Below are 20,268 nucleotides of genomic sequence, written 5' to 3'. Positions count from 1 at the left end.
GGGGCGGCGGACGCAGTCCGCCGTCTGTGACGGCGGCCCCTCCACCACCGCCTCCGGCGGCGGTCCCCCTCCCCGTCCCGGGGGGGGGAATTTGGGAGAGGATGATGACCGAGCAGCTTGAGCAGTTCCGTACGGATACCCGCGCCTGGCTGGAGGCGAACTGCCCGCCCGCGATGCGCGCGCCGATCCGGTCCGAGAAGGACATCGTCTGGGGCGGGCGCAATCCCGACTGGGCGCATCCTGACCAGAAGCTGTGGATGGACCGCATGGCGGAGCGCGGCTGGACGGTGCCCGACTGGCCGACGGAATATGGCGGCGGCGGGCTCTCGCCGGCCGAGACCAAGATCCTGCGCGAGGAAATGAAGCGGATGGGTGCGCGCACCCCGCTCAACAGCTTCGGCATCTCGATGCTCGGGCCGGCGCTGCTGAAGTACGGCACCGAGGAGCAGAAGCTCGAACACCTCCCCAAGATCGCGCGCGGCGAGATCCGCTGGTGCCAGGGCTATTCCGAACCCAATGCGGGCTCGGACCTCGCAGGTCTCCAGACCTGGGCCGAGGATGCCGGCGACCATTATGTCGTCAACGGCCAGAAGGTGTGGACCAGCTATGCCGACAAGGCCGACTGGATCTTCTGCCTGGTCCGCACCTCCAAGGAGACCAAGCAGGGCGGCATCAGCTTCGTGCTGTTCGACATGGCCTCGCCCGGCGTCTCAACCAAGCCGATCCTGCTAATCTCCGGCTACTCCCCTTTCTGCGAAACATTCTTCGACAATGTGAAGGTGCCCAAGTCCCAGCGCGTGCACGAAGAGAACAAGGGCTGGGACGTCGCCAAGTACCTGCTCGGCCATGAGCGCGAGATGATCTCGGGCATGGGGCTGGACCGGGCGGGCGGAAACCCGCTGATCGAGGGCGCGATCGCGACGATCGGGCTGGATGACCAGGGCCGGCTCGCCGATCCGATCCTGCGCGCGCAGATCGCGCTGTTCGAGGTGCGGATGCGCGCCTTCTCGGCGATGTCCGAGCGCTTCCTCGACGAGCTCAAGGCCGGCCGCGCGCACCCCGCCCAGCCGAGCATGATGAAATATGTCGGCACCGAGCTGAACAAGCAGCGCCACGAGCTGATCATGGCAGCGGGCGGATCGGACGCGCTGGAGTGGGAAAGCGAGGCCTCGGCGAAAGGCGCCAGGCCCCGCGCCTGGCTGCGCACCAAGGCCAATTCGATCGAGGGCGGGACGAGCGAGATCCAGCTCAACATCGTCGCCAAGCGCATCCTCGAACTGCCGGGCTGAACCCAAAACTCCCTCTCCCCTCGGGAGAGGGAGGGAGCCGCCGCAGGCGGCGGAAGGGTGAGGGTGATCGACATCCCCTCCCCCAGCCACCCTCACCCCAACCCTCTCCCAAAGGGAGCGGGAGCTTTGAAGGGACAAGCCATGCCGCTCTATCTCAACGACGAACAGACGATGCTCCGCGACACCGCCCGCGCGTTCGTCGCCGAACACGCCCCCGTCCGCCACCTCCGCGCCCTCCGCGACGCCAAGGACCCCACCGGCTTCAGCCGAGACCTGTGGAAGCAGTTCGCCGAGATGGGCCTCACCGGCATCCTGATCCCTGAGACCTCGGGCGGCCTGGGCCTTGGCCATGTTGAGGCGGGCGTCGTGCTGGAAGAGATCGGCCGCAACCTCACCCCCTCCCCCTTCCTCTCCACTGCCGTCGCGGCGGTCGAGGCGCTCAAGGGCACGGCGCACGCCGATCGCTGGTTCCCCGGCATCGTCGCCGGCGAGGCGGTGATCGCCATCGCCCATGACGAAAAGCCCAAGTTCGGCCGCGCCGTTGGCCTGAAGGCCGAGCGCGCCGGCAACGGCTTCCGCCTGACCGGCACCAAGCGCTTCGCCCACCACGCCCATGCCGCCGACCTGATCCTCGTCACCGCCCGCACCGCAGGCAGCGATACCGATGCGGCAGGCATCACCTTGTTCGCGATCGACCCCAAGGCAGCGGGCCTCGACCTCCGCCCCGAGCGCCTCGCCGATTCTAGCCTCGCCGCCCACGCCAGCTTCGACGGCGTCGAAGTCACCGCTGATGCGGTGGTCGACGAGATCGATGGCGGTGCCGACCCGCTCGGCCGGCTGCTGCGGGCCGCCGGGGCGGGTGCCTCGGCCGAACTGCTAGGCGTCGGTGCGGGCGCCACCGACATGACGCTCGGCTACCTGAAGGAGCGCAAGCAGTTCGGCACGTTGATCGGCAGCTTCCAGGCGCTCCAGCATCGCGCCGCGCATCTCTACAGCGAGATGGAGGTCGCCCGCGCCGCTACGCTCAAGGCGCAGCAGCTGCTCGATGCCGGCGAGCCCGCCGACGAGGCGGTCGCCATCGCCAAGGCGATGACCGGGCTTGCCACCACGCTCGCCGTGCAGGAGGGTATCCAGATGCACGGCGGCATCGGCATGACCGACGAATATGACATCGGCTTCTACATGAAGCGCGCCCGCGTGCTGGCCGAGATGTTCGGCGATTCCAACTATCACGCCAATGCGCTGGCGGAGGCGGCCGGCTACTGATGGCTGAACACAAGTCCCCGGAGGAACTGGTCGCCGGCCTCACCGCGCTGCTCGACGTCGAGACGCTCGATACCGATCTCTATCGCGGCGCCCGCCAGCCCGGCGGCGTCGGCCGGGTATTCGGCGGCCAAGTGATCGCCCAGGCGCTGCAGGCGGCGCAGCGCTCGATCGACGATGGCAAGGTCGCGCATTCGCTCCACGCCTATTTCATGCGGCCGGGCGACGAGGATTATCCGATCCTCTACCGCGTGGTGCGCGACTTCGAGGGGCGCAGCTTCGCCAATCGCCGCGTGATCGCGATGCAGAAAGGCAAGCCGATCCTCAACATGGCGGCGTCCTTCCATCTGGCCGAGGACGGGCTCCACCATCAGGATGCAATTCCCGATGTACCCCCTCCAGAGGACCTGCGCTCCGAGGCCGAGATGCGCGAGCAGATGCGCGATCAGATCCCCGAGAAGTTCAAACGCTTCTTCCTGCGTGCCCGCCCGGTCGAGATCCGGCCCGTCAATCCGCGCAACTGGTTCCAGCCGGACCCCCGCGAACCGCGGCAATATAGCTGGTTCCGCGTCGTCGCCCCCCTGCCCGACGATCCAGCCCTCCACCGCGCGATGCTCGCCTATGCCAGTGACATGACGCTGCTCGGCACCTGCATGCTTCCCCACGGCGTGAGCTGGATGAGCGGCCAGGTGCAGACCGCCAGCCTCGATCACGCGCTATGGCTGCACGAGTCGTTCCGCTTCGATGAATGGCTGCTCTACGCCACCGACAGCCCGTGGGCGGGGCATAGCCGTGGCTTCAACCGCGGCAGCATCTACAGCCGCGACGGCCGGCTGGTCGCCAGCGTCGCGCAGGAGGGCCTGATCCGCAACCGAGCATGATGCGTGGACCCCGCCCCCTCCATTCCGCTTGAAGCGACATATTCCGCTAGAGTAACGATCCGCCCGAGGGGTGGAGGTTCATGCGCGTCCGGCTGTGCGAGGTTGTCGCTTTGGCGCTTCTGCTCTGCGCGGTGCCGGCACGCGCGCAGCGCTTGGAAGATCAGCTGATCTTGGGCATCAATGCGGTTCGCCAGGATCCACGCGGCTATGCCGAGCGGCTGCGCTTGTACCGCGGCTACTTCAAGGGTGCGCTGCTGACCATGCCGGGCGATCCGGTACCCATCCTGACTCGCGAAGGTACGGCTGCTGTGGATGAGGCGATCGCCTTTCTCGAGCGGCAGGCACCGCTACCGCCGCTGGAACGGGCGCCGCTGCTCGAGCAGGCGGCGATCGCCTTCGCGCAAGCGCAGGGTGCGATCGGCGGGCGCGGCCATGTCGGCCAGGATGGCTCCACCCCGGGGGAGCGGGTGCGGCGGCTGGGCGGCAACATCTATGTCGGCGAAGGCATCGCATACGGCGAGCCCGATGCAGAAGCCCTGCTGCGCGAGATGGTGGTGGACGATGGCGTGCCCGGTCGCGGCCATCGCGTCCTGCTTTTCGCCGCCGCCTTTCGCTTCGCCGGGGTCGGCTGTGCGCCGCACACAACACTGCAGCATATCTGCGTCGTCGAGATGAGCGCGACGATCGACGGCAGCCCGGTGCGGATTTTGGTGCCCGCACCGCAGCCCTGATCACGGCGCTATTTGCGGCCGAACAGCTTTTCGATATCGCCGTGCGCCAGCTTCACCCAGGTGGGACGGCCATGGTTGCACTGGCCCGAATGCGGCGTGACTTCCATTTCGCGGAGCAGCGCGTTCATTTCCGCCACCGACAGAATACGCCCGGCGCGCACCGACCCGTGGCAGGCCATGGTGGAGGCGACATGATCGAGCCGCTCCTTCAGGCTCAGCGCCTCGTCGAAGCTGGCAAGCTCGTCGGCGAGGTCGGTGACAAGTCCCTGCACGTCCCCGGTGCCCAGCGCCGCCGGCACCGCTCGCACCAGCATCGCGCGCGGGCCGAAGCGCTCGAGATCGAGCCCGAAGGCGCGCAATTCCTCGGCGCGCGCGTCTAGCCGGTCGCAGCCGGGTTCATCTAGTTCAACCACCTCGGCGAGTAGCAGGGCCTGGCTTGGCACGCTGCCCCCGGCCATGGCGCGGCGCATCCGCTCCAGCACGAGCCGTTCGTGCGCAGCATGCTGATCGACCAGGACAAGGCCGTCCTGCGCCTCCGCGACGATATAGGTCTTCGCCACCTGACCACGTGCGACGCCCAGGGGAAAGTCGGTGGCGAGCGGAACTTCGTGGCGCGCGGGCTCGGCACGAGCCTGGGGGGCAGCGGCGAAGAAGGTGCCGGAATCGCGAACGACGCCGGAGTAATGCCTTAGCCCCTCCCCCTCGGGGGAGGGGTTGTGGTGGGGCAGTGTCTCACCGAGACCAGGCTGCGATCTGGGATCGCTCCACCCCACCCCCTCCGCCGAGGATGAGGACGTTGAAGCAGGAACACCGCCCGGTTGCCACAGACCCAGCGCCGCTTCGCTGGGTCGCTGCACGCTGCGGTGTCCGGCCTCGTCGAGCGCCCGCCGCAGCCCGCTGACGATCAGCCCGCGCGCGAGCGCCGGATCGCGAAAGCGCACCTCTGTCTTGGCGGGATGGACGTTCACGTCAACGGCCTCCGGCGGCACGTCGAGAAACAGCGCGACCACCGGGTGCCGATCGCGCGCCAGCATTTCCGCATAGGCGCCGCGGACCGCCCCCACCAGCAGGCGGTCCTTCACGGGCCGGCCATTGACGAACAGATATTGGTGATCGGCAACGCCGCGATTGAAGGTCGGCAGGCCAGCGACACCGCCCAGCACCATCCCCTCGCGTTCGAAATCAATGCCGACGCTGTTTTCCTGCAGCGCCCGGTCGGTCAGCGCGGCGACGCGTGCCGGCCGGCTTTCGCCGCCCTGCACCCCCAACACGCGGCGGCCATCATGCTCCACCGAAAAGGCGATGTCCGGCCGGGCCATGGCAAGCCGCTTCACCACGTCGAGGCTGGCGGCATATTCGGCGCGGGTGGAGCGCAGGAACTTGCGGCGGGCGGGGACTCGACCGAACAGCTGCTCTACCCGCACCCGCGTGCCGGGCGGCAGCGCTGCCGGTCCCTCCGCGATACGCGCGCCATTATCGACGCTGAGCGCCCAGCCTTCAGCGCCGCGCACCCGACTTTCCAGCGCCAGCTGCGCGACGCTGGCGATCGAGGGCAGCGCCTCGCCGCGAAAACCCAACGTTGCGACGTGCTCGATATCGTCGGTCGGCAGCTTGGACGTGGCGTGCCGCTCGAGCGCCAGCGCCATTTCTGCCGGTGCCATGCCGCAACCATCGTCGATCACCTCGATCAACTCGATGCCCCCACCGGCAAGGCGTACGGCGATCCGCGTGGCGCCTGCGTCGATCGCATTTTCGACCAGTTCCTTCAGCGCGCTGGCGGGTCGTTCCACGACCTCCCCTGCGGCGATGCGATTGACGAGATGCTCAGGCAGCCGGCGTATTGACATGGCCATCGCTGTAGCCCAAGCGACGGCCTCCCGCGACCCGCATCAGCATGGCGCCAGGCCGGATTTTCCTCCGTCCCGGAAGGGTTTCGGTCTAAACTTTGTGCGAACAGCCGATCGGGGCGCTACTCGCTCGGCAGGGACGGATCAATCAATGGCTTTCTCCCGCTTTTTCAAATTCATGTCCCACGACATGGCGATCGACCTGGGTACTGCGAACACCGTCGTTTATCTTCGCGGGCGCGGAATCGTGCTCAACGAACCCTCGGTCGTCGCGGTCGAGACGCTGAACGGCGTGAAGAAAGTGAAAGCTGTCGGCGATGATGCCAAGCTGATGATGGGCAAGACGCCGGGCTCGATCGAAGCGATTCGTCCCCTGCGCGATGGTGTGATCGCCGACATCGACGTCGCCGAAGAGATGATCAAGCACTTCATCCGCAAGGTGCATGGGCAGCGCCGCTTCATGCGCTGGCCCGAAATCGTGATCTGCGTCCCCTCGGGCTCAACCTCGGTCGAGCGCCGCGCCATCCGCGACGCCGCCTCGAACGCCGGCGCCAGCCAGGTGTGGCTGATCGAGGAGCCGATGGCCGCCGCGATCGGGGCCGACATGCCGGTGACAGAGCCGATCGGCAGCATGGTCGTCGATATCGGCGGCGGCACGACCGAAGTTGCGGTGCTCAGCTTGCGTGGCTTGGCCTATTCGACGTCGGTGCGGGTCGGCGGCGACAAGATGGACGAGTCGATCGTCTCCTACGTACGCCGCAACCACAACCTGCTGATCGGCGAAGCCACCGCCGAACGGATCAAGCAGGAAGTTGGGGTGGCCAAGCCGCCCGCGGACGGCATCGGCAAGACGATTCACATCAAGGGTCGCGATCTCGTCAACGGCGTACCCAAGGAAATCCAGATCAACCAGGGCCAGATCGCCGAGGCGCTGTCCGAACCGGTCAACACCATCGTCGAGGGTGTCCGCATCGCGCTGGAAAACACCGCGCCGGAACTCGCCGCCGACATTGTCGACCAGGGCATCGTTCTTACCGGCGGCGGCGCTCTGCTGCACGGGCTGGACGAAGTGCTGCGCGACGAAACCGGCCTGCCCGTCACCGTTGCCGAGGATCCGCTGACCTGCGTGGCGCTCGGCACCGGCCGCGCGCTCGAGGATCCGATGTTCCGCGGCGTTCTCCTCCAGGTCTGACGAAAGGCCATCGGCGATGGCGCCGCCACGGAATCGGCGCCCGGGTTTCTCGCGACGGGCGCAATATGGGCTGTTCTTCAGCTATGTGGCGGCGATCGGCCTTTTGCTGATCGGCGGCGGGCTCGTGCTGGTATCCCGCTATAACCCGCAGTTGTTCGCGCCCGCCCGCAGCGCCATCGCCGAAGTGACCACGCCCGTATCGACCGGGCTGGACTGGATCCGGCGCAGCATCGGCGCGGTGCCCGAAGCGATCGGCAGCTATTTCGGCGTGCATGGCGAAAACGTGCGGCTGAAGCGCCAGATCGCCGCCGAGCACGCCGCGCTGCAACGCGCGCTGGGGCTGGAGCGAGAAAATCAACGATTGCGCGCACTGCTCAAGGTACGCGATGCCACGCCGGAGACGATCGTCGTGGCCCGGCTCGTCAATTCCTCTGCCACCAGCACGCGTCGCTACGCCACGCTCAACGCCGGCAGCTGGCAGCGCGTGGCCCAAGGCCAGCCGGTTCGCGACGGCAACGGCCTGATCGGCCAGGTCGTCGAAGCCGGACCGAACGCGTCGCGTGTGCTGCTCGTCACGGATCCGGACAGTACCATTCCGGTGCGCCGTGCCGGCGACGGCCTTCCCGCGATCGTCACCGGCCGCGGCGACGGCACGCTCGACGTACGCGCCGCCAACGCTGCTGCCAATCCGTTCCGACCCGGCGACCTGCTGATCACCTCCGGCACCGGCGGCGTCTTCCCGCCGAACATTCCGATCGGCCGCATCACGCAGACCGGGCGCGACAATGCGACGGCGGCGCCCGCCAGCAACCCCGACATGGCGGACCATGTGATGGTGCTGCGCGTGTTCCTGCCCGAACCCGCGCCACCGCCCCAGGCCTTCCCGGCCCCCAAGCCCAAAGGCCAGTGATGGCGCTCGACCTGACGCCGTTGGGTGTGCCGCCGCCGCGCCCGCGCGCGCGCTGGCTGGCGCCCTTGTCGATCGTCCTCGCTTCGCTGCTCACGCTGCTGCCCGTGGTCGCAACGGTGCCGTTTCTGCCGCCCTTCGGCCTGCTGGTGCTGCTCGGCTGGCGGCTGACCCGCGCCGATGCGCTCCGCGTCTGGATGGCGGCGCCGCTGGGATTGTTCGACGATCTGGTGAGCGGCCAGCCGTTCGGATCGGCGATGTTCCTGTGGATCGCATGCATGTTGATGATCGACGTGCTAGAGACGCGCATCGTGTGGCGGAATTTCTGGCAGGATTGGCTCATTGCCGCGGGTGCGACCGGCTTTGTCCTGATTGCCGGCCGCTTCATCGCCGCGCCGATTTCCGCCAAGGTCGACGCGGCGCTGCTGCTGCAGGCGGGCGCATCGACTATGCTGTTCCCGCTGGTGTCGCGCCTCTGCGCCTGGCTTGATCGCGATGTGCAGAAAGCCTGAGCGATGGTGCGGATCACCGAAGCCACCCAGACCTACAGCTTCTCCCGCCGGGCGGTGGTGCTGGGCGCGGCGCAGGGCGCGGTGGGCATGGTGCTGGCCGGGCGCATGGCGTGGCTGTCGGTGTTCGAGAACGAACGCTATCAGCTTCTGGCGGAGAGCAACCGCGTCAACATGACGCTGATTCCGCCGCGGCGCGGCTGGCTGCTCGATCGCAGCGGCAAGCCGCTGGCCAGCAACCGCACCGATTTCCGCGTCGATCTGATACCCGATCGCATCGTCGACAAGGACAAGCTGCTGGCCGAACTGACCCAGTTGCTGAAGCTGGCGCCTGAGGACCTTGCCCGCATCGAGACGGATCTGAAGCGCGCCGGCGGCTTTCGTCCCGTGCAGGTGGCGGAAAATCTGGACTGGGACCGGTTCGCCGCCATCCTGGTCCGTCAGCCCGAACTTCCGGGGGTGGCCCCCACCCGCGGCTATGCCCGACATTATCCGCTGGGCGCCGGTGTCGGCCATCTGGTCGGCTATGTCGGCACGGCGTCTGCCGAGCAATATAAGCAGGACAAGGATCCGCTGCTCGTTACCCCTGGCTTCAAGCTCGGTAAGGACGGGCTGGAGAAAACGCTCGACAAGCGGCTGCGGGGCAAGCCCGGCGCCAAGCGCGTCGAGGTGACCGCGCATGGCCGCCCGGTGCGCGAGTTGGAAACCCGCGCTGACCACCCGGGCGAAAGCATCAAGCTGACCATCGATGCCGGCCTGCAGGAATATGTCGCGCGACGGCTGGGCACCAATTCGGGCTCGGCGATCGTGATCGACGTGGCGAGCGGCGACATCCTCGCCATGGCATCGATGCCCTCTTACGATCCGAACAGTTTTTCCGACGGCATCAGCCAGACCGAATGGAAGATGCTGTCCGAAGACGATCACGTGCCGTTGATGAACAAGGTTCTGCAGGGTCTCTATCCGCCGGGCTCCACCGTCAAGCCGATGAACGGCCTGGCGCTGATGGCGGCGGGGGTGAGCCCCAGCGAGCGCGTATTCTGTTCCGGGGCAATGCGCGTGGGCAGCGGCGTGTTCCACTGCCACAAGCGCGGCGGGCACGGCCCGATCGACCTGAAGAACGCGATCATGCAGAGCTGCGACATCTATTTCTACGAGATGATTCGCCGCGTCGGGTACGATGCGATCGCGCCCATGGCGCGGATGCTGGGCCTGGGGCAGAAGTTCGACATGCCCTTCACCACCCAGCGCTATGGCACGGTTCCCGACAGCGCCTGGAAGCTGAAAAAGTATCATCGCCCCTGGACGGTGGCGGATTCGCTCAACGCATCAATCGGTCAGGGCTATGTGCTCGCTAACCCGCTGCAGCTTGCGGTGATGGCCAGCCGACTGGCCTCGGGCAAGATTCTGGTTCCGCGGTTGCTGGCCAGGGGCCCTTCGGGCGCATCGCCGCTGCCCGTCAGCGAAGAGCATCTCGCGATCGTGCGCGAGGCAATGTACGGCGTGGTCAATGGCGGCGGCACCGGTGGAGCCGCGCGCATGTACGTACCGGGCGTGAGCATCGCGGCCAAGACCGGCACCGCACAGGTGCGGCGCATCACCATGGCGGAGCGCCGGACCGGCGTGCTGAAGAACGCTGCTCTGCCCTTCAAGATGCGGGACCACGCGCTGTTCGTGTGCTTCGCGCCGGCGGACAACCCGAAATACGCCGCCGGCATCGTGCTGGAGCATAACGGCCACACCGTTCGCAACCTCGATACGCCGCTGATCGGCCGGGACATCATGACCTATCTGTTCGATCGCGACCAGGCGATGAAGACGCTGGCCGAAGTGGAGCCGACCTGGGGCGGCGACTATACGACACGCATGGCCGCCCAGGCCGATGCCTTTCGCCAGGCGCAGAACGCGCCGCCGCCGCCTGCGCCCGAGGACGCGGCAGAGGCGGCGAGCGTCGTCGCTTCCGACGCCGCGAATGCAACCGTCAACACCACGACTTCCAACGTGGCGCCCACCGGCAGCGCGGACCGCGACTGATGGCGCGCCCCGGCGACGGCATCGTTCCCACCCAGGTCGCCCAGCTTCCCTGGCGGGTGCTGTTCCTGGTGCTGGCGATCGGCGGATTCGGGCTGGTCGTGCTCTATTCGGCGGCGGGCGGCAGTGTCCGCCCCTGGGCGATCAATCAGGGCACCCGTTTCCTGTTGTTCTTCGCGGTGGCGATGGGGATGTCGCGCGTGCCGGTGCGAATCTGGTCGCAGGGGGCGTTGCCGGTCTACGGCCTGCTCGTCGTCGCGCTGCTCGGCGTCGAACTGCTCGGCAAGGTGGCCGGGGGCAGCCAGCGCTGGATCAGCCTGGGCGGGTTCCAGTTCCAGCCCTCCGAACTGATGAAACCCATGATCGTGCTGGCGCTCGCCCGCTTTTATGAGATGCTGCCGGCCAGCGAGACGCGCAAGTTCGTGGCGATCTGGCCCGCCTGCGTGCTGATCGGCGTGCCAGCGCTGCTGGTGATCGCGCAGCCGGATCTCGGCACGGGGCTGATGATCACCGGATGCGGCGTGATGGTGATGTTCCTGGCGGGCGTGCCGCTGCGGCTGTTCATTGCCGGCGCGCTATCGGTGGCGGTGGCCGCGCCGCTCGCCTTCAATTTTTTGCTGCACGACTATCAGCGCAACCGCGTGCTGATCTTCCTTGATCCCGAGCGCGATCCACTCGGCACCGGCTATCACATCACCCAATCCAAGATCGCGATCGGATCGGGCGGGATTTTCGGCAAGGGTTTCCTGCAGGGCACGCAGAGCCATCTCGATTACCTCCCCGAAGGCCAAACCGATTTTGCGTTGGCGACGATGATGGAGGAATGGGGGCTGGCCGGGGGGGTGTTCCTGATCATTGCCTTCGGGATGCTGATCGCCTGGGGAATCGGCGTGGGCATGCGCGCCAAGACGCGATTCGGCCGGCTGACCGCGGCAGGGCTGGCCGGCACGATGTTCCTCTACTGCTCGATCAACATGGCGATGGTCATCGGCTTGGCGCCAGTGGTGGGCGTGCCGCTGCCGCTGATCAGTTTCGGCGGCACGGCCGTGATGACGTTCATGCTCTGCCTGGGCCTGCTGCTCTCGATCGATCGTGACGCCCGCACGAAAACGCGCTGGTGATGTTTTTTTGATTTTTGGGCTTTACAAGACGCGAAAGGCGACGCTAAAGGCGCGCCTCCGATGCGGCGGCCCCGAACCAACGGGCCACTGAAGAAGCCGGAATGGACGCATAGCTCAGTTGGTAGAGCAGCTGACTCTTAATCAGCGGGTCCTAGGTTCGAGCCCTAGTGCGTCCACCACTTCCCCTGAAAATCCAGCTACGCCGGTCGGCGAACAGGCACCGCTTCCAATGCGATTGGCTTGATCGTTCGACAATATCCCTCCGCCCAAGCTATCTGGTCCTGCTCCGCGAAGTCGAGATCGGCTGAAGGCGGCTGTGACGGGGACGAAGGAGAGGACGTGCGCAGATTCATTCTGGCTGGCGTGCTACTGACGGCACTGACTGCGACGTCGACGGCGCGGCCGCCGCAGATGGCGGTACAGCCACTCCACGGGCAGTTGCAGGGGCCATTCGAGCTACATTCCCGCATCTACCCCGGCACGGTCCGACGCTATTGGGTCTATGTTCCGGGCGGCTACAATCCGGGGCGGCCGCCCAACCTCCTTCTCTTCCAGGACGGCCAGCGGGCGATCAACCCCGCCGGGCCGCTCCATGTGCCGCACGTCCTCGACACGCTGATCGCGCAGGGCGCAATACCGCCGACGCTCGGCGTCTTCGTGACCCCCGGCCACCGTGCGGCGCGCTACCCGGATTCGCTGGGAATGCAGAACCCGGATCATCGGGCGGAAGAATATGATGCTTTGTCGGACGCCTATTCCCGAATGACGCTCGAAGAGTTGCTGCCGGCCGTGGCGCGGCGCTGGCCTGTCGCCGCGGAGCCGTCGCGCCGAGCCGTCGGCGGCACGTCCAGCGGGGCCATCGCGTCGTGGACGATGGCGTGGCGGCATCCGGAAGCCTTTGGCAACGTCATCAGCTTCATCGGCAGCTACACGTCGATTGGCCTGAACTTCGCGCCCGATGGCAGCCCGCTGACCTATGGCGGCGACATCTATCCCGGCCTGATCCGAAAGAGCGCCATCCGGCCGCTGCGCGTCTTCCTCCAGGACGGGCGCGAAGATCTGGACAATGAACATGGCAACTGGTTCCTGGCGAACCAGCAGATGCTGAAAAGCCTGCAATGGGCCAACGCCCATGCCGACGCCGAAAAGAGGCCAGGCCCGCGCTACGATGTGCGCTATGCCTGGACGGGCGGAGGCCACTCCGATGCCGAAGGCGGCGCGATCCTGCCGGAGGTATTGCGCTGGATCTGGCGCGATCAGCCGGCAGGCCCTGCCTCAACGCGGCCAGACGGTGCCCCCCCAAACTCTCCGTAAGGCCGGGTTCTGATCGCCGACTCCGCTACCTTTGCGACGCGACAAAAGGTGACGTTTCTGTCCGCGTTTCAAGCGGCGCTTCGCACCTGCCGCGCCTTCATCTACATACCGTTCAGTACTGCACCTCTCGCAACTACATAAACCGTGTTTATGGAAGTGCATCAATCTGTTTGCAGTAGTCAGTCATACCACAAGGTGAGAGTGGTAAGGCCAATAAGCAGATACAGGAGAGGTTGATGCGCGCGATTGCGTTGCTGGCGGGCGCCAGCATGTTGGCATATGCAACACCCACTTGGGCTCAGCAGGGCACGGAGAGTGGCGCCATCATCACCCCGGGAGCAGCGACGGAGCCGCAGCGAACCGATTCCTCTCCAGCCGACGCTCAAGCCAGTGACATCATCGTCACGGCATCGCGAATTGATCGAAGCGGCTTCGTCGCGCCCAGCCCCACGCTCGTGATCGGCGCGGATACGCTGAAAACGCGTGCCGCGGTGAACGTCGCCGACGTGATCAACGAGCTTCCCGCCTTCCGGCGGACGCAATCGCCTGAAGGGGGCGGCATCGCTAATTCCGGCGCGAACAACATCGACCTTCGCGGCCTCAACCCCGTGCGGACCCTGGTGCTGTTGGATCGCTTGCGGCTCCCCGCAGTCAACCTCCCGGGCGCGACGGTGGCGGGCACTACTGACCTCAACCTCATCCCCGCGGCTTTGATCAGCCGTGTCGACGTCGTCACCGGCGGCGCGTCCGCGGCCTATGGCTCGGATGTCGTAGCGGGCGTGGTCAACCTGCAGCTGGATACGAAGCTCAAGGGCTTCAAGGCGAACATTCAATGGGGCCAGACCCGCTATCGCGACGCGACCCCGCCGCTATCAATTCACGCTGATCAGGAAGGAAGTGGCGGAGAGGGAGGGATTCGAACCCTCGGTACGGTTACCCGCACAACGGTTTTCGAGACCGCCCCGATCGACCACTCCGGCACCTCTCCGCTGAGGGGTGGTACGCAATCGGAAAGCTCCGAAAGCCGCGTACCGGTCGCTGTGAGGCGCGGCCATTAGCGCAACCTTTCGACCGGTGCAAGCAGTGCTTGTGCAAGAAATTACACGCACTACGTTAACCCCATGTCTCAACCCGCAACGACGCCGGCTCGCCTCGAATCCGGCACCCCCATGCCTGCCGTTGCCGTCGCCCGCTTCGCCATTGGCGATGTCGTGCGCCATCGGCTCCTCGATTTCCGCGGCGTGATCTTCGACGTCGATCCCGTCTTCGCCAATACCGACGAATGGTATGATTCGATTCCGGAGGCAGCGCGCCCGCGCAAGGACCAGCCCTTCTACCATCTGCTCGCCGAGAATGCCGAATCGAGCTATATCGCCTATGTCAGCCAGCAGAACCTGGTCGCCGACGACAGCGACGAGCCGATCGACCATCCCGGCATCAGCGGCCTGTTCGAAGGCTATGCCGCTGGGCGCTACCGCCTGCGGCCCCACCACCGCCACTAAGGCGCACGGCACGAAAATCACCCGGCGGCGCCGCGAAACGGTTGACATCGGCACCTCCATCGCATAGCTGCGCCCTTCCTCCTGCCGGGGTACACCCCTGGCGGGCACATGCATTTTGAAGCAGAGAAGAGACCGATGTTCGCTATCGTGCGCACGGGCGGCAAGCAGTATCGCGTTGCCGCAGGAGACAAGATCGTCGTCGAGAAGCTCGACGGCGAAGCCGGTTCGTCGGTGACGCTGGGCGACGTCCTGCTGGCCGGCGAAGGCGGCGAGCTGAAGGCGACCGACGGCCTGACCGTCTCTGCCGAAATCATCGCGCAGGCGAAGGGCGAGAAGGTCATCGTCTTCAAGAAGCGCCGTCGCCACAATTATCGCCGCAAGAACGGCCACCGCCAGCAGCACACGATCCTGAAGATCACTGCGATCGGCGCGGCCAAGTAAGCGACACGAGACTCGAGGAGTATAGACAATGGCACATAAGAAGGCAGGCGGCTCGTCCCGCAACGGTCGCGACTCTGCTGGCCGTCGTCTTGGCGTGAAGAAGTTCGGTGGTGAAGCCGTCATCGCCGGCAACATCCTCGTGCGTCAGCGCGGCACCAAATTTTACCCGGGCGTGAACGTGGGCATGGGCAAGGACCATACCCTCTTCGCGCTCACCGACGGCCGCGTGTCGTTCAAGGAAGGCAAGCTTGGTCGCAAGTTCTGCTCCGTAGACATGATTGCCGAGGCGGCCGAATAACATCGGGCGACCGCACGGGTTGCCCACCAGGGCGACCCGGGTTCGACGAACCAACGCGAAAAGGGAGACGGGTCGCCCCGGTCTCCCTTTTTTCATGCTCCCTGCAATCGCGGCGCAACACCCATGTCGTACAGACATGATGTGGGGTGCAGCAGGACCGAGGAGTGATGGTCATGTTCGTGCGGACCCAAAGATTGACGTTACGTCCCGGCTGGCCCGAGGATGCTCCCGCCCTGGCCCGGGCGATCGACCATGAAGCCGTCGTGCGCAACCTGTCGCGCGTGCCCTGGCCCTATGGGATCGAAGCGGCTGAAACATTTCTCGCGCATTGGACCGAGACGCGCTTCCTGGTGTTCGAACATCAGGCGGGCGCCGTGTCGCTGGTCGGCTGCGTCGGGATCGATGCAGTGGGCAGCGAGGCGCAGGAGTTGGGCTATTGGTTCACGCCCTCTGCCTGGGGCAAGGGCTATGCCACCGAAGCAGCTCGCGGCGTGCTCGCGGCCGCTCGCGCCGCCGGTGTCCGCCGCGTTACCTCCGGTCACTTTGTCGACAACCCGGCGTCCGGCCGCGTGCTGCACAAGCTGGGATTCCGTCCCACCGGCCGGATAGACCCTGTCTGGTCAAAGGGACGCGGCTGCGAAGTCGCGTGCGCCCGATTCGAGCGGACGCTCGATTCGGACGCGTGTTCGCCGCGACCCCAGCCGGAGTCGCGCCTTGCGGCGTGACTTCGTCTCTCGCAGATCCTCGCCGCGGACCGGCCCCTCTCCTACGCCATCCCTCCTGCTTCCCCCCGCGCCGAAGCTCGCCTAAGCCGGTGGGGAAACAGGAAGGTTGACCCATTGACGACGATGGCGGCGCGCCGGCGCCTCTCTCCCGAAGAATCCCGCGATGCTGCGCTGGAGGCGGCGCGCGCGCTGTTGATCGAAGACGGCCCGCAAGCGGTGACGCTGAAGGCGGTGGCCGCGCGCATCGGGCGCACGCACGCCAATCTGCTGCACCATTTCGGCTCGGCGGCAGGGCTGCAAAAGGCGCTTGCGGCGAGCATGGCCGATACGGTGACGGCCCAGATCGGCGAGGCAGTGCTCCGCGCGCGAAGCGGCGACCAAAATTTGCGCGAAGTCGTCGACATGGCGTTCGACGCCTTCGATCGCGGCGGTGCAGGCGCGCTGGCGAGCTGGATGATCCTCACCGGCAACGAAGACGCGCTCGATCCGATTCTGGAGGCGATTCACCGGCTGGTCGATCGGATCAGCGAAGGCGAGGATGCGCGTGCGCCCCTACGCGAGGAAACGCTGCAATTGACGCTGATGGCACTGGGGGACGCGCTGCTCGGCGCCCCGATGGCGCGTGCGCTCGGGCTGCCGCGGGACAAGGCGCGCGATCTGGCGGCGTTGATGCTTCGCGAGCGGATCGAAATCACCGACTAGCCTGCGCGGCGCCGCAACGCAGACGTCCGCTCGCGACGCGCTACTCCGCCGCGGCGGACACACGCTGCGCTTCGCCCGCCACCGCTTCGCGCACGGCGCGGGACAGCGCGGCGACGGTGAACGGCTTGCGCAGCACCGGTCGGTCGCGGAGCTGTTCGGCGCTTGCCTCGCCGGTGAAGCCGGTGACGAACAGCACCGCCGCCCCCCGCAGCCTCCCCTCTAGGCTCGACACCATTTCCGGCCCGGTCTGGCCGGGCATCAGCACGTCGGTCATCACCAGATCCAGCACCGGCATGCGTTCGATCGCCGCGGCAGCACGCAGCGGATCGGCGCAGCCGACGGCGCGATGGCCCAGCTCGCGCAGCGCTGCCAGCGTCGCGGCAAGGACGCGGGGATCGTCTTCGACCACGAGAATATCGTAGGCGGGCCCTGCACTGTCCTCCGTCGGCTCCGCTCGCACGGGCGCCCGCGCCGCTCCCAGGTCGGCGCCCTTGTGACGCGGCAGGTACAGCGTGACGGTCGTGCCCTCGCCCGGCCGAGTTTCGATCGCGATGCCGCCCCCCGACTGCCGGACGAAACCGAAGATCTGGCTGAGGCCAAGGCCCGTGCCCTTGCCCACCGGCTTGGTTGTGAAGAAGGGCTCAAACACCCGTTCGAGCACGTCTGGCGTCATTCCGCAGCCATCGTCCTGGACGGCGACGGACACATAATCGCCGGCCGCGCAGTGCCCGACTTCATTGACCGCCAGCCGCGATTCGCCGGTGGTGATCACCAGCGTGCCGCGCCCGTTCATCGCGTCGCGCGCGTTGACCGCGAGGTTGAGCACGGCGTTTTCCAACTGGTGCCGATCCACCCAAATGCGCCAGCCGGTGCCCTGGTTGCGGGCCTTGACCTGGATGGTATCGCCCAGCGTCCGATCGAGCAGATCGCGCATCCCGCGGATCAGCATGCCCGCATCCACGGCCTCCGGAGCCAGCGATTCGGATCGGGAAAAGGCGAGCAGCTGACGCGTAAGTGCGGCGGCGCGGTGCGCGCCTTCCATCGCATTGTCGAGATGGCGCGACGCTTCGCGCGGATCGCTTTCGATCTGCCGACGCGCCAGCTCCACTCCACCCAGCACCACCGCCAGCATGTTGTTGAAGTCGTGCGCGATGCCGCCGGTCAGCTGGCCCACCGCGTCCATCTTCTGCGCCTGGCGCAGCTTGGCTTCGGCTTGTTCGCGCTCGCGCGCTTCGGCGCGCAGCTGCGCGGTAGCGGCGGCCACTGCCTCCCGCAGCTGCCCGGTACGCTCGCGCTCCCAGGCCGCATCGGCGTCCGCCAGCGCCCGATCGCCCGTCGCTTCGACCGCCAGCCAGCCGAGCACGACCGCGCCCAATGCAATCAGCATCCCGAACCCGGTCAATACGCGCGAGGCATAGCTGGATTTCTCGATCTGCTGGTCCGCTGCCAGCGTGCGATCGCGCAGCACGCCGCGCTCGTGCGCAACGATCTGGTCGAGCATGACTTCCAGCTGCTTGCGCGCCGGACTTTCCCGCACCTGATAATAGGATCCCCAGGCGTCGCGATGGCGCTTGTAGGTGGAATAAAGCGCGGTGGCGTTCAGCTCTTCGCCGCGCTCGGTGAACACACGCTGGAGCTGTGCAATTTCCCGCTGCTGCGCCCGGTTGTCGCCGGTCAGCTGACGCAGCCGCTGGAGCTGCTCCCCCGCTTTGCTCCATTGATCGGTATATTGCTGCCCCAGATTGCGATCGGCGCTGACCACATAGCGCCCGAGCGCCGCCTCTGCGGCGGAAATCGCGCCGGAGAGCTGGTTGGCGCGAAGGATCACTTCGAAGCTGTGCTGCTGGAGCGCGATGGCGCGATCGCGCTCCGCATCGGTGCGCTGCTGAATCAGGATCAGCGCACCCAGAACGACAACGCCCAGGATCGCCAATGCGCCGAGCAGAAGCAAGCGCCAGTTCTTTGCGCGAACCGAACGCTCCAGGGACGGAAGTGCGTCGCTCATTCCGCCTGTGTCTAGGCGCTCCCGGCGGGCGTGAAAAGCGGGTTTAGCCGATTACCCCGACAGCTTGGCCCGCCGCGCGGAACATGCCGAGCACGCGCTCGATCTGGTCGGGCCGATGCTCGGCGCACAGCGAACAGCGCAGCAGGAAGGTGCCGGCCGGAGTCGCCGGCGGGCGCGCCATGTTGACGTACAGGCCGTTCTCCAGCAGCGCCTGCCACATCACCACCGCCTGTTCCTGGTCCTCCAGGATCACCGCGACGATCGCGCTCTCGGGCTTCGCCGTGCCGAGCTTGAAGCCCATTTCGGTGAGGCCGCCGTGCAGCGCGCGGGCATTCTCCCACAGCCGCGCGCGCTTCTCGTGCGCGGTCATCAGCTTGCGGATCGAGGTCGCGGCGGTCGCCACCACGCTCGGCGGCAGCGAGGCGGTGAAGATGTACGGGCGGCAGGCCAGCCGGATTGCCTCGAACTTGGGATGGTTCGAGATGCAGAAGCCGCCGACGGTCCCGACCGACTTGGAGAAGGTGCCGACGACGAAGTCGACGTCCGCTTCCAGCCCCTGGTCCTCGTACACGCCGCGGCCGTTGGGGCCGAAAAAGCCCATCGAATGCGCCTCGTCGACCAGCACCATCGCGCCGTGCTTCTTGGCGACGGCGACCATTTCCTTGAGCGGCGCGATGTCGCCGAGCATCGAATAGACGCCTTCCAGCACCACCAGCTTGCCGGCTTCGGCGGGCAGGCGGCCGAGGCGCTTGTCCAGGTCCGTCACGTCGTTGTGGCGGAAGCGGACGATCTCGGCATTGCCCTGCTTGCAGCCATCATAGATCGAGGCGTGGCTGTCGGCGTCGAGGATGATGTACTCACCCTTGCCCGCCAGCGTCGAGATCATGCCCAGATTGGCCATGTAGCCGGTGGAGAAGACGATCGCGCCCGACACGCCGTAGAAGTCGCGCAGCGCCTGCTCGACTTCCATGTGATCGCGGAAGGTGCCGTTGAGCATGCGGCTGCCGTTGGTGCCCGAACCGAACTGGTCGAGCGCGTCCTTGCCGGCCCGGATCACGTCCGGATCGAACGTCATGCCCATATAGTTGTAGGTGCCGAGCAGGATCGTGTCCTTGCCCTTGATCACCGCCTCGGTCGGCGACTTGACCTGCTCCATCACGATCGCGAACGGATCGATCACGCCGCTGTCGAGCAGCTTCTGGCGCTCGGCGATCAGGCCGTCGAACTTGCTCATCAGGTCGGTCATGCGGTTCAGCCCTTGAGCTTCTGCACAGCGTCGACCAGCTGGCCGACATTCTCGATCTCGGCCTGCATGTTCATGGTGATGACGATGTCGAACTCGTCCTCGATCGCGGCGACGAAATCCATCACCGTCAGGCTGTCCCATTCGAGATCGCCGGCGAAGGTGGTGGTTTCGGTGAGCGCGACGCCCTTCTTGTTGAAGGGTTCGATCTGCGCGGCGACGATGTCGAAGATTTCTGCACGGTCAGTCATGCGGCCGGTCCTTAGT

Annotated in this window: 19 protein-coding genes, 2 tRNA genes and 1 pseudogene; 17 read left to right on the top strand and 5 right to left on the bottom strand. The window is 66.5% G+C overall.

Going from position 1 to position 20,268, the window contains the following annotated elements; genetic code table 11:
- Window positions 1-101 precede the first annotated feature (101 nt).
- The 4 genes from B215_RS0106350 (at window position 102) to B215_RS0106335 (ending at window position 4,164) form a co-directional block, all read left to right on the top strand.
- The gene (locus B215_RS0106350) at window positions 102-1,289 is read left to right on the top strand and encodes an acyl-CoA dehydrogenase family protein (protein WP_019368802.1); all 1,188 of its coding nucleotides are present in this window, start codon (window positions 102-104) and stop codon (window positions 1,287-1,289) included.
- Between the two features lie 141 nt (window positions 1,290-1,430).
- On the top strand, window positions 1,431-2,555 hold the full coding sequence (locus B215_RS0106345; RefSeq protein WP_019368801.1) for an acyl-CoA dehydrogenase family protein: 1,125 nt from the start codon (window positions 1,431-1,433) through the stop codon (window positions 2,553-2,555).
- A complete protein-coding gene (locus tag B215_RS0106340) occupies window positions 2,555-3,433 on the top strand; it encodes an acyl-CoA thioesterase (protein WP_019368800.1) in 879 nt (292 codons plus the stop codon). Before B215_RS0106345 ends, B215_RS0106340 begins: the two co-directional genes overlap by 1 nt.
- Before the next feature lie 80 nt (window positions 3,434-3,513).
- Window positions 3,514-4,164, top strand: a complete 651-nt coding sequence (locus tag B215_RS0106335) for a CAP domain-containing protein (protein ID WP_019368799.1) — start codon at window positions 3,514-3,516, stop codon at window positions 4,162-4,164.
- 8 nt (window positions 4,165-4,172) lie between these two features.
- On the opposite strand, the gene mutL is transcribed toward B215_RS0106335, so the two are convergent.
- Window positions 4,173-6,011: a DNA mismatch repair endonuclease MutL gene (mutL, locus tag B215_RS0106330; RefSeq protein WP_026009016.1), complete on the bottom strand. Its 1,839-nt coding sequence runs from the start codon at window positions 6,009-6,011 to the stop codon at window positions 4,173-4,175.
- A gap of 151 nt (window positions 6,012-6,162) precedes the next feature.
- Between mutL and B215_RS0106325 the strand changes: the two genes are divergently transcribed.
- The 8 genes and pseudogenes from B215_RS0106325 to B215_RS22125 form a co-directional block, all read left to right on the top strand.
- Complete coding sequence (locus B215_RS0106325) at window positions 6,163-7,203, top strand: rod shape-determining protein (protein ID WP_019368797.1); 1,041 nt, start codon at window positions 6,163-6,165, stop codon at window positions 7,201-7,203.
- A 16-nt stretch (window positions 7,204-7,219) separates the two neighbouring features.
- Window positions 7,220-8,113: a rod shape-determining protein MreC gene (gene mreC, locus B215_RS0106320; RefSeq protein ID WP_019368796.1), complete on the top strand. Its 894-nt coding sequence runs from the start codon at window positions 7,220-7,222 to the stop codon at window positions 8,111-8,113.
- On the top strand, window positions 8,113-8,622 hold the full coding sequence (gene mreD, locus B215_RS0106315; RefSeq protein ID WP_019368795.1) for a rod shape-determining protein MreD: 510 nt from the start codon (window positions 8,113-8,115) through the stop codon (window positions 8,620-8,622). The genes mreC and mreD overlap by 1 nt, the downstream gene beginning before the upstream one ends.
- A gap of 3 nt (window positions 8,623-8,625) precedes the next feature.
- Window positions 8,626-10,653 carry a penicillin-binding protein 2 gene (gene mrdA / locus B215_RS0106310; protein ID WP_019368794.1) on the top strand — a complete coding sequence of 676 codons (2,028 nt, stop codon included), beginning with the start codon at window positions 8,626-8,628 and terminating at the stop codon, window positions 10,651-10,653.
- Window positions 10,653-11,771, top strand: coding sequence for a rod shape-determining protein RodA (gene rodA, locus B215_RS0106305; protein WP_019368793.1), 1,119 nt, complete (start codon window positions 10,653-10,655; stop codon window positions 11,769-11,771). Before mrdA ends, rodA begins: the two co-directional genes overlap by 1 nt.
- A gap of 103 nt (window positions 11,772-11,874) precedes the next feature.
- A tRNA-Lys gene (locus tag B215_RS0106300) sits at window positions 11,875-11,950 on the top strand.
- Between the two features lie 160 nt (window positions 11,951-12,110).
- On the top strand, window positions 12,111-13,085 hold the full coding sequence (locus B215_RS0106295) for an alpha/beta hydrolase (protein ID WP_201785382.1): 975 nt from the start codon (window positions 12,111-12,113) through the stop codon (window positions 13,083-13,085).
- 236 nt (window positions 13,086-13,321) lie between these two features.
- Window positions 13,322-13,855 (top strand): annotated as a pseudogene (locus tag B215_RS22125) (TonB-dependent receptor plug domain-containing protein); the annotation flags it as partial.
- A 128-nt stretch (window positions 13,856-13,983) separates the two neighbouring features.
- On the opposite strand, the gene B215_RS0106285 reads toward B215_RS22125, so the two are convergent.
- Window positions 13,984-14,073, bottom strand: a tRNA-Ser gene (locus tag B215_RS0106285).
- Between the two features lie 133 nt (window positions 14,074-14,206).
- Between B215_RS0106285 and hspQ the strand changes: the two genes are divergently transcribed.
- From hspQ to B215_RS0106260, 5 genes are all read left to right on the top strand, one after another.
- Window positions 14,207-14,587, top strand: coding sequence for a heat shock protein HspQ (gene hspQ / locus B215_RS0106280; protein ID WP_026009014.1), 381 nt, complete (start codon window positions 14,207-14,209; stop codon window positions 14,585-14,587).
- 135 nt (window positions 14,588-14,722) lie between these two features.
- Window positions 14,723-15,028, top strand: a complete 306-nt coding sequence (rplU, locus tag B215_RS0106275) for a 50S ribosomal protein L21 (protein ID WP_019368790.1) — start codon at window positions 14,723-14,725, stop codon at window positions 15,026-15,028.
- 28 nt (window positions 15,029-15,056) lie between these two features.
- A complete protein-coding gene (gene rpmA, locus B215_RS0106270; protein ID WP_026009013.1) occupies window positions 15,057-15,326 on the top strand; it encodes a 50S ribosomal protein L27 in 270 nt (89 codons plus the stop codon).
- Window positions 15,327-15,499: 173 nt separating this feature from the next.
- Window positions 15,500-16,051 (top strand): GNAT family N-acetyltransferase, encoded by a 552-nt coding sequence (locus tag B215_RS0106265; protein WP_037513195.1) that lies wholly within the window; start codon window positions 15,500-15,502, stop codon window positions 16,049-16,051.
- A 123-nt stretch (window positions 16,052-16,174) separates the two neighbouring features.
- Window positions 16,175-16,753: a TetR/AcrR family transcriptional regulator gene (locus B215_RS0106260; RefSeq protein WP_019368787.1), complete on the top strand. Its 579-nt coding sequence runs from the start codon at window positions 16,175-16,177 to the stop codon at window positions 16,751-16,753.
- Window positions 16,754-16,793: 40 nt separating this feature from the next.
- On the opposite strand, the gene B215_RS0106255 is transcribed toward B215_RS0106260, so the two are convergent.
- From B215_RS0106255 to B215_RS0106245, 3 genes are read right to left on the bottom strand one after another with little or no spacing between them, the layout of a single operon-like run.
- A complete protein-coding gene (locus B215_RS0106255; protein WP_019368786.1) occupies window positions 16,794-18,758 on the bottom strand; it encodes an ATP-binding protein in 1,965 nt (654 codons plus the stop codon).
- 43 nt (window positions 18,759-18,801) lie between these two features.
- The gene (spt, locus tag B215_RS0106250; protein WP_019368785.1) at window positions 18,802-20,004 is read right to left on the bottom strand and encodes a serine palmitoyltransferase; all 1,203 of its coding nucleotides are present in this window, start codon (window positions 20,002-20,004) and stop codon (window positions 18,802-18,804) included.
- A gap of 5 nt (window positions 20,005-20,009) precedes the next feature.
- Window positions 20,010-20,252: an acyl carrier protein gene (locus B215_RS0106245; protein ID WP_019368784.1), complete on the bottom strand. Its 243-nt coding sequence runs from the start codon at window positions 20,250-20,252 to the stop codon at window positions 20,010-20,012.
- Window positions 20,253-20,268: the final 16 nt, after the last annotated feature.

It is taken from the genome of Sphingomonas sp. ATCC 31555, from assembly GCF_000282895.1.
GTDB lineage: Bacteria > Pseudomonadota > Alphaproteobacteria > Sphingomonadales > Sphingomonadaceae > Sphingomonas.
The sequence above is the reverse complement of the archived record's forward strand: the minus strand, read 5'-3'. Positions and strand labels throughout refer to the sequence as shown.

Excerpts from the sequence above, each read along its gene's own strand:
- B215_RS0106335 (WP_019368799.1), top strand. The coding sequence starts at position 3,514 with ATGCGCGTCCGGCTGTGCGAGGTTGTCGCTTTGGCGCTTCTGCTCTGC.
- mutL (WP_026009016.1), bottom strand. The coding sequence starts at position 6,011 with ATGTCAATACGCCGGCTGCCTGAGCATCTCGTCAATCGCATCGCCGCA.
- rodA (WP_019368793.1), top strand. The coding sequence starts at position 10,653 with ATGGCGCGCCCCGGCGACGGCATCGTTCCCACCCAGGTCGCCCAGCTT.
- rplU (WP_019368790.1), top strand. The coding sequence starts at position 14,723 with ATGTTCGCTATCGTGCGCACGGGCGGCAAGCAGTATCGCGTTGCCGCA.
- B215_RS0106350 (WP_019368802.1), top strand. The coding sequence starts at position 102 with ATGATGACCGAGCAGCTTGAGCAGTTCCGTACGGATACCCGCGCCTGG.
- mrdA (WP_019368794.1), top strand. The coding sequence starts at position 8,626 with ATGGTGCGGATCACCGAAGCCACCCAGACCTACAGCTTCTCCCGCCGG.
- B215_RS0106345 (WP_019368801.1), top strand. The coding sequence starts at position 1,431 with ATGCCGCTCTATCTCAACGACGAACAGACGATGCTCCGCGACACCGCC.
- hspQ (WP_026009014.1), top strand. The coding sequence starts at position 14,207 with ATGTCTCAACCCGCAACGACGCCGGCTCGCCTCGAATCCGGCACCCCC.
- B215_RS0106245 (WP_019368784.1), bottom strand. The coding sequence starts at position 20,252 with ATGACTGACCGTGCAGAAATCTTCGACATCGTCGCCGCGCAGATCGAA.
- rpmA (WP_026009013.1), top strand. The coding sequence starts at position 15,057 with ATGGCACATAAGAAGGCAGGCGGCTCGTCCCGCAACGGTCGCGACTCT.
- mreD (WP_019368795.1), top strand. The coding sequence starts at position 8,113 with ATGGCGCTCGACCTGACGCCGTTGGGTGTGCCGCCGCCGCGCCCGCGC.
- B215_RS0106260 (WP_019368787.1), top strand. The coding sequence starts at position 16,175 with ATGGCGGCGCGCCGGCGCCTCTCTCCCGAAGAATCCCGCGATGCTGCG.
- B215_RS0106340 (WP_019368800.1), top strand. The coding sequence starts at position 2,555 with ATGGCTGAACACAAGTCCCCGGAGGAACTGGTCGCCGGCCTCACCGCG.
- spt (WP_019368785.1), bottom strand. The coding sequence starts at position 20,004 with ATGACCGACCTGATGAGCAAGTTCGACGGCCTGATCGCCGAGCGCCAG.
- B215_RS0106325 (WP_019368797.1), top strand. The coding sequence starts at position 6,163 with ATGGCTTTCTCCCGCTTTTTCAAATTCATGTCCCACGACATGGCGATC.
- mreC (WP_019368796.1), top strand. The coding sequence starts at position 7,220 with ATGGCGCCGCCACGGAATCGGCGCCCGGGTTTCTCGCGACGGGCGCAA.
- B215_RS0106255 (WP_019368786.1), bottom strand. The coding sequence starts at position 18,758 with ATGAGCGACGCACTTCCGTCCCTGGAGCGTTCGGTTCGCGCAAAGAAC.
- B215_RS0106265 (WP_037513195.1), top strand. The coding sequence starts at position 15,500 with ATGTTCGTGCGGACCCAAAGATTGACGTTACGTCCCGGCTGGCCCGAG.